The following is a 6,397-nucleotide window of genomic DNA, read 5'->3' on the forward strand; positions in this document are numbered from 1 at the left end:
TTTTTACCTAATATTGTGTCGTAAAGAAGCTACGTGAATTGTTAGCGTCGGCAATTTTATCAGCAGCAAATACAAATGGCGTCCAAATTGCTAATGAAATTAACATATCAATTAAACTCAAAACGATGGCCCGCCAGTCATAGTTGCACGCTAAGAATGGCCCTATTATCGGCGGCATAATCGATGGTACAGCCACTTGTACCGGATTAACCAGACCCATCATACTTACTAAATACGAGAAGACCACGTTAACAAGCGGTGCGGTCACAAAGGGAATAAAGTAAACCGGATTAAGTACGACCGGTAATCCTAAAACAATCGGTTCGTTGATGTTAAAAATCCCAGGAGCTAGAGCTACTTTGGCAATGGTACGGTAATCGCTTCTTTTAGAGAAAAGCAGGATTGCCACGATCAGCATCAAAGTACCACCGGCACCGCCAAACCAGGCAAAAACATCAAAGGAGCCGCGTACCCATAAAAATGGTGGAATTCGGCCATCACGTGCCGCGGTGACATTAACATTTTGTGCGGTCAGCCAAATTGAATCCAAAATCGGTGAAAGAACACCTAATCCATTGATACCAAAGAACCAGAAAACTTGCACCAGCAGAGTCACAAGAAGGATCATACCAAATCCCTGTCCCATTTTAACCAGTGGAACTTGAATAGAATGAAGGAGCCAGTTACCAAAATAGGTCCCTGTAGCTAACTGAAAAATGTAATTAATCGCACCGACACTAAAAATAGCAATAATTCCGGGAGCTAAGGAATCAAAAGCAGACTGCTCCGCATGTGGCAAACTAGTGGACAAATGGATAATGATTCTGGCTTTATAGCAGGCAACATAAATTGCAACCCCGATTGTTCCGAACAAAATAGCCGTGAATATTCCGGTGGTTGAAAACTGCGAGATGTCGAAAGCATTATGAACAAAAAAGTTCTTACCGTTTACCCTTAATTTGGTAAAATTCGCCACACTCATCGTAAATGAAGCCAAAGAAACAATTGCCCCCGCTAAGCGGTTGGTTTCAAGACTCTTGGCTAAATGATAACCCAGTGAAAAGGCTAAGAATAAAGCAAAAAGAGAAAAAGTACCGCGCCAAACCACGTTGCTAATCGCCACAACAGGCTGCATGATAAAAGCAAAAATTTTCCAGTCTAAATGCGTTTTAGACGCTTCAACCAAACTTTTAATCAATACAGCAATTGAACCTGCAAAGGTAATCGGCATAATTGAAATAAAAGCATCCCTGAGTGCAACTAACCAACGCACCTGCGCTAACCTATTAGCAAACGGTAAGATATAATCTTCTAGCCAAGATACTAAACGATTCATTTTTGCTCCTTTAAGTAATGTGGGTGATAACCCTTATTTTTGTTCTTACGTTTTCTATGTTTTTTCTTTTTCTTAGAAATTGTTTGGTTAGCACTCATTTCTTGGGTGTTTTTCTTAACTTTCTTTTTAGGTCTTTTAGTAGTCAAGTTGTAACCTGCAAAATAAACTCTGGACAATTCCACTTCGCCAGTCAATAACTTCTTCAAATCACGGAAATCATGGTCATCACCCAAAGTAACCACGTAACCTTTAGCACCCATCCGGCCAGTTCTACCTGCCCTGTGCAAGTAAGTATTGACTTCATTTGGAATATCGAAGTTAATTACGTAGGTCACATCAGGAATATCAAGACCACGAGCTGCTAAATCTGTTGCCAAAAGTAATTTAATCTTCCCCTCAGCAAATTCATGCAAGGCATCCTCACGCTTTTCTTTGCCAAACTCATTTGCTAAAAGTGTGAATTTCGTTTTGGTATGACCGAAAATGCCCGCAAAGCGCATCATCGTCTGGTTCGAATCAAAAAACAAAATACCCTTAAAATGATCAAGCTGGGTAAGCCTTTGTAGAAATTCAATCTTATGTGCATTGTCTACCTGTAAAAAATAATTTTTGTGGGTAGTTTTTTGCTCTTTACGAACATCAATTAATAAAAATGTGCGTGCAAATAAATCTTCAGCCTTTTTAGTTATCGGAGAAGCAGTGGCACCAAAAAGCAAAATTTGTGCATCGCTTGCTAAATTTTGACCAAGTGCGCTGAGCAGATCCATCTTATTAAATTCAAGAATATCATCCGCTTCGTCAATCACTAAACTTTTAATATCTTGAGTTTTAATTCGACCACTTGAAAAGAAATCAAAAAAGCGTCCAGGTGTGGCTACCACTACCTCGGGATGTTTCTTTTTTAAATTATTTTCCTGGCGTTTACGGTTACCCGCTCCAACCAAAGATATGCCCTTTAAACCTAAAGCGTGAATATAGGGATTAATGGCATGACGAATCTGTACCGCTAATTCCGTTGTCGGTGCAATAATCACCACGCTATTTTTCATCCCTATTTTAGTGCGCTCTAAAGCCGGCAAAGCATAAGCCAAAGTCTTTCCAGTACCCGTTTTAGCCAGAGCAATTACACTTGCTCCGTTTAAAATAGGTTCATAAGTTGCTTTTTGAATTAAAGTTGGCTTCTTTATGCCTTCTGTTGTTAAAGTTTGCTGAATTTTTTCTTGATACATTATTGTGCTAACTGTCCATATTTCTGTTTGTATTGCGCTACAGTACCATTATAGGAAAACATCGTAACGTTATCTTCTAAACCTTTTACATTCTTTACGCGGCCATCAGTGGTGTAACGACAAAAAGAATACTGTAACTTATTCGGTGTCTTATTACCATCAGAAACAAATTTTGTGTTAGGGCCATAATATTTATGGTACTTACTATTTACCGCTACAACAACTTCTTTACCGCTATTTTCTAACATTTGCGTAAATTGCCCCATCGACCGCAAATATTTTTTGTTTCTACTTGCTATGGCTGGTTCAATCATAATTGGCAAGGTTCCGGTATTTCTCCCTACTTCTTTTGTAAAATAGCGATAATGTTGCATTGGGGTCGATTCATTACTGTATGAGATTATCGTTCCAAAAGCCAATTTGGTTCCTAAAACCTGATCCCGATAAGATAAATAATTATCATCAAAGTAAGATCTTCCCTGTGTGCTACGCAAGTATACAAAAGAAATGCTGTTTGCCTGTAATTTATGCAGGTCTACGTAATCAAAGTTTTGATTCAATTCAACCCCGATTGCACTGGGATTTGAATCTGCCGGTAAAGTTGTCTGTTTTTTAAAGTTTGAAAATCCTATTAGGAGGGCTGCAACTGCAACTACCAATAAGGTTAAAATTGCTGGCAGTGTAAATTTATGATGAAATCTTTTCATCTTTTTTCCTCCTATTTGACTATTCTAACCAAAAATAGCCATGATACCAACGCCTAATTATAATAGATGACGCACCGCTTTGAACAATATATTGAGAAAAAAATAAAACAACCACTCCACTTCGTGAAATGATTGTTATTTATTTTACTATCAGTAAAAATTATTTATTATTAAATTCCTTAATAATTTCTGGCTTAAGCACACCAACATAGGGAATGTTGCGGAAATAATTCATGAAATCCAAGCCGTAACCAACTACAAATTCATTGCCGACCTTTGATCCATAATAATCCACATCAACATCAACCGTCCGGTTGACCTCCTTATTCAGAAGGGCACAACACTTAACGCTCTTGGCACCACGGCCACCGATCAAGTCTTTCATAAACTTCAGAGTTAAGCCAGTATCAACAACATCTTCAACGATCAAGACATCACGACTCTTAACATCTGTAGCCATATCACTGATCAACTTGACCGTACCAGATGATTTCATGCTGTTGCCATAACTAGAAACGTCCAAGAAATCCATTTCTTCATCAACATCCATTTGCCGAGTTAAGTCGGTTAAGAAGAAGATGGCTCCCTTTAAAGCACCAACTACTAGTGGTTTTTTACCTGCGTAATCTTGAGTCAGTTGCTTACCAAGACGAACGCACATATTATGAATATCGTCTTCAGAAAACAACTTGTGATCAATAATTCTATTAATATTATCGCTTTTTGGCATTTGTCTACCCTTCATTTTAATCAGTATCAGATTCCTAATAAAAGTGATTATATCATTTTCAGATAAAAAAGACTCATAATTCATACTTTTAATGAATATTTTTACTTTTTATCGTCAGATTGATCGGATTTTTCAGGTTTGGCTTCCTTCTTCTTAGGAATTGACTTTACAATAAACCAGCGCATGAAACCCTGCTCAATGCTATCAAGCTTAAATTCGAAGCCCCCAAGTTCAACAGTCTCATCCTTCTTTAAATCAGGATAATGTTCCATCATATAACCACCAATGGTAATGATGTCACTATCTTCAAAGCTCTTTAGATTAGTTTGGAAGTAACGTTCAAAGTCATAGAGAGTAGTCTTACCAGAAACCCGAATATTACCCTCTTTGTCTTTGATAATATAGTCATCAGAGACATCGTCAATCTCATCCTTAACGGTGCCAAAGAGTTCTTCATAAATATCCTTATCCGTTACAATCCCACTGGTACCACCATATTCATCGACAACCAAAACGATTGGCGTGTGCTTCTTAATCATTAAATGCAGTATATCTTGAATAGGCATTGATTCTGGTACAGTAATAATTGTTCTAATAATTCGAGTTACCGGAACATTCTTATCAATTTGGCTTTGTTGCACAATATCATAGGAATAAATATAACCGACAATATCATCCTTATTATTATCACGAACTACAGGTAAACGACTAGGTCCTTCTTTAAGATACATCTTCAAAGCCTGTTTAATCGTATCTGTTGAATTGATGACCATTAGCCTGGTTCTATCCGTCATAATGTCTTTTGCGACCTTATCGTTTAACTCAAAGGCACGCTGCATGTATGTCAAATCCGACTTATCAAGTGAACCACCATGAACAGCATTACGCGACAGTTTGATAATTTCAGATTGCGAATAAACCTGATTTTCTTCATCCGCAGGCTTAAAGCCCATCACCTTTAATAAGCCATTGGAACTGCTATTAAGTAGCCATACAAATGGATAAACTAAAGTGTGAAAAAGTTGTAATGGCGCAACAATGCTCATCAACATCTTTACAGGCATATCAATCGAGATATTTTTAGGTACAATTTCCGTTAAGATTACTTCTAAGTAAGTCAAAAGTACAACACCTAAAATGGCACTAATCGTCCGTACTAACGAACGATTAAGCGGCATTAAATTAAATAACCGCTCAAAAATAACAGTAAGTGTATCAGCTGAGAACCACCCAAGAATTACACCAACTAATGTAGTACCAACTTGTGTGGTCGACAGATACTCATTCAGACTATGAACCATGTGCAATGCACGTTTTACTTTCTTCTGGTTACCCTGTCCATTATTAAGCATATCTTCCAGTTGACTAGGCCGAGTTTGTACTAACGCAAATTCAGCAGCAACAAAGAAGGCTGCAAATACAAAGATAATCAACGTAGCTATTAAATTAGTTATTATTTGAGGCGTGCTCAAAATTATTATCACCTTTTTTATTAAAAACATCTAGTTAATATTCTAACATTATTGGGCAATATTTCATTAATTTAAAACTAGGAATAAATAAAATTATTTGGTTAACTTGAAAATCTTTTCGAATGGCACACGTTCTGGGAAGTATTTTGGATCGTTGACCTCGGAACTTTTATCTTTATAACCCAATGCAATGGCCATTCCTACTAGTTGATTATCTGGTATATGAACATACTTACGAACCAAATCTGGGTAAGAGACCATTGAGTGTGCCGGCATGATTGATAAGCCATTATCAATGGCGATCAGCATGATACTTTGAGCAAAAATACCCAAATCAAAAACTGACCAGGCTGGTGATTCTCTTGGAATCGTCAAAAATACGACGGACTGTGCATTAAACATCGCATCATTAGATTTAGTAAATAAGTCTAACTTGTTACGGAAGAAATAAGTTTGTGAGGCTCCCATCGTAGCCATATTTTGACTTGGGAAAGTATCCCAGTTAAGTGACAGCATAGAAGCAAAGTCTTCGTGTGGTTTCACACCAGCATCGATATTAGCCTTTGAAGCCTTCTTTAACTTCTCAAGTGATTCTCCAACCGATACATAAGCACGCCAAGGTTGCGAATTAAGCAACGATGGAGATTGCTGGGCTTTTTTGATAATATCAGCTATTAATTTTTCATTAACTTTTCTATTAGTAAATTTACGTGTTACACGCTCACGTTTAAATACATCCTCAAATTCCATTTATGTTCATATCCTCGGATTAATTATCCATAAAACTAAAAATACAATAAACATACAACTTTATTATATTAGAAAAACTAGCGTTTTAGCTACTCTAATTTCTACAAATTATTCTTTTTCCTGAATTATCAAATTAAGTGCAACACTGATTCAAATAGGTCATGAAGCCAATG

Annotated in this window: 6 protein-coding genes; all 6 read right to left on the minus strand. The window is 37.1% G+C overall.

The window, feature by feature from the left end:
- Window positions 1–7: 7 nt before the first annotated feature.
- A complete protein-coding gene (locus FC77_RS04025) occupies window positions 8–1,336 on the minus strand; it encodes a PTS sugar transporter subunit IIC (protein ID WP_056970230.1) in 1,329 nt (442 codons plus the stop codon).
- Complete coding sequence (locus tag FC77_RS04030; protein ID WP_056970231.1) at window positions 1,333–2,565, minus strand: DEAD/DEAH box helicase; 1,233 nt, start codon at window positions 2,563–2,565, stop codon at window positions 1,333–1,335. The genes FC77_RS04025 and FC77_RS04030 overlap by 4 nt, the downstream gene beginning before the upstream one ends.
- The gene (locus tag FC77_RS04035) at window positions 2,565–3,272 is read right to left on the minus strand and encodes a GH25 family lysozyme (RefSeq protein WP_056970232.1); all 708 of its coding nucleotides are present in this window, start codon (window positions 3,270–3,272) and stop codon (window positions 2,565–2,567) included. The genes FC77_RS04030 and FC77_RS04035 overlap by 1 nt, the downstream gene beginning before the upstream one ends.
- A 160-nt stretch (window positions 3,273–3,432) precedes the next feature.
- Window positions 3,433–4,002: a hypoxanthine phosphoribosyltransferase gene (gene hpt, locus FC77_RS04040; protein ID WP_056970233.1), complete on the minus strand. Its 570-nt coding sequence runs from the start codon at window positions 4,000–4,002 to the stop codon at window positions 3,433–3,435.
- A gap of 101 nt (window positions 4,003–4,103) precedes the next feature.
- Window positions 4,104–5,474, minus strand: coding sequence for a hemolysin family protein (locus FC77_RS04045; RefSeq protein ID WP_054681732.1), 1,371 nt, complete (start codon window positions 5,472–5,474; stop codon window positions 4,104–4,106).
- A gap of 93 nt (window positions 5,475–5,567) precedes the next feature.
- Window positions 5,568–6,224 (minus strand): nitroreductase, encoded by a 657-nt coding sequence (locus tag FC77_RS04050; RefSeq protein ID WP_056970234.1) that lies wholly within the window; start codon window positions 6,222–6,224, stop codon window positions 5,568–5,570.
- Between the last annotated feature and the right edge of the window lie 173 nt (window positions 6,225–6,397).

The sequence above is a fragment of the Lactobacillus acetotolerans DSM 20749 = JCM 3825 genome (genome assembly GCF_001436775.1).
Lineage (GTDB): Bacteria > Bacillota > Bacilli > Lactobacillales > Lactobacillaceae > Lactobacillus > Lactobacillus acetotolerans.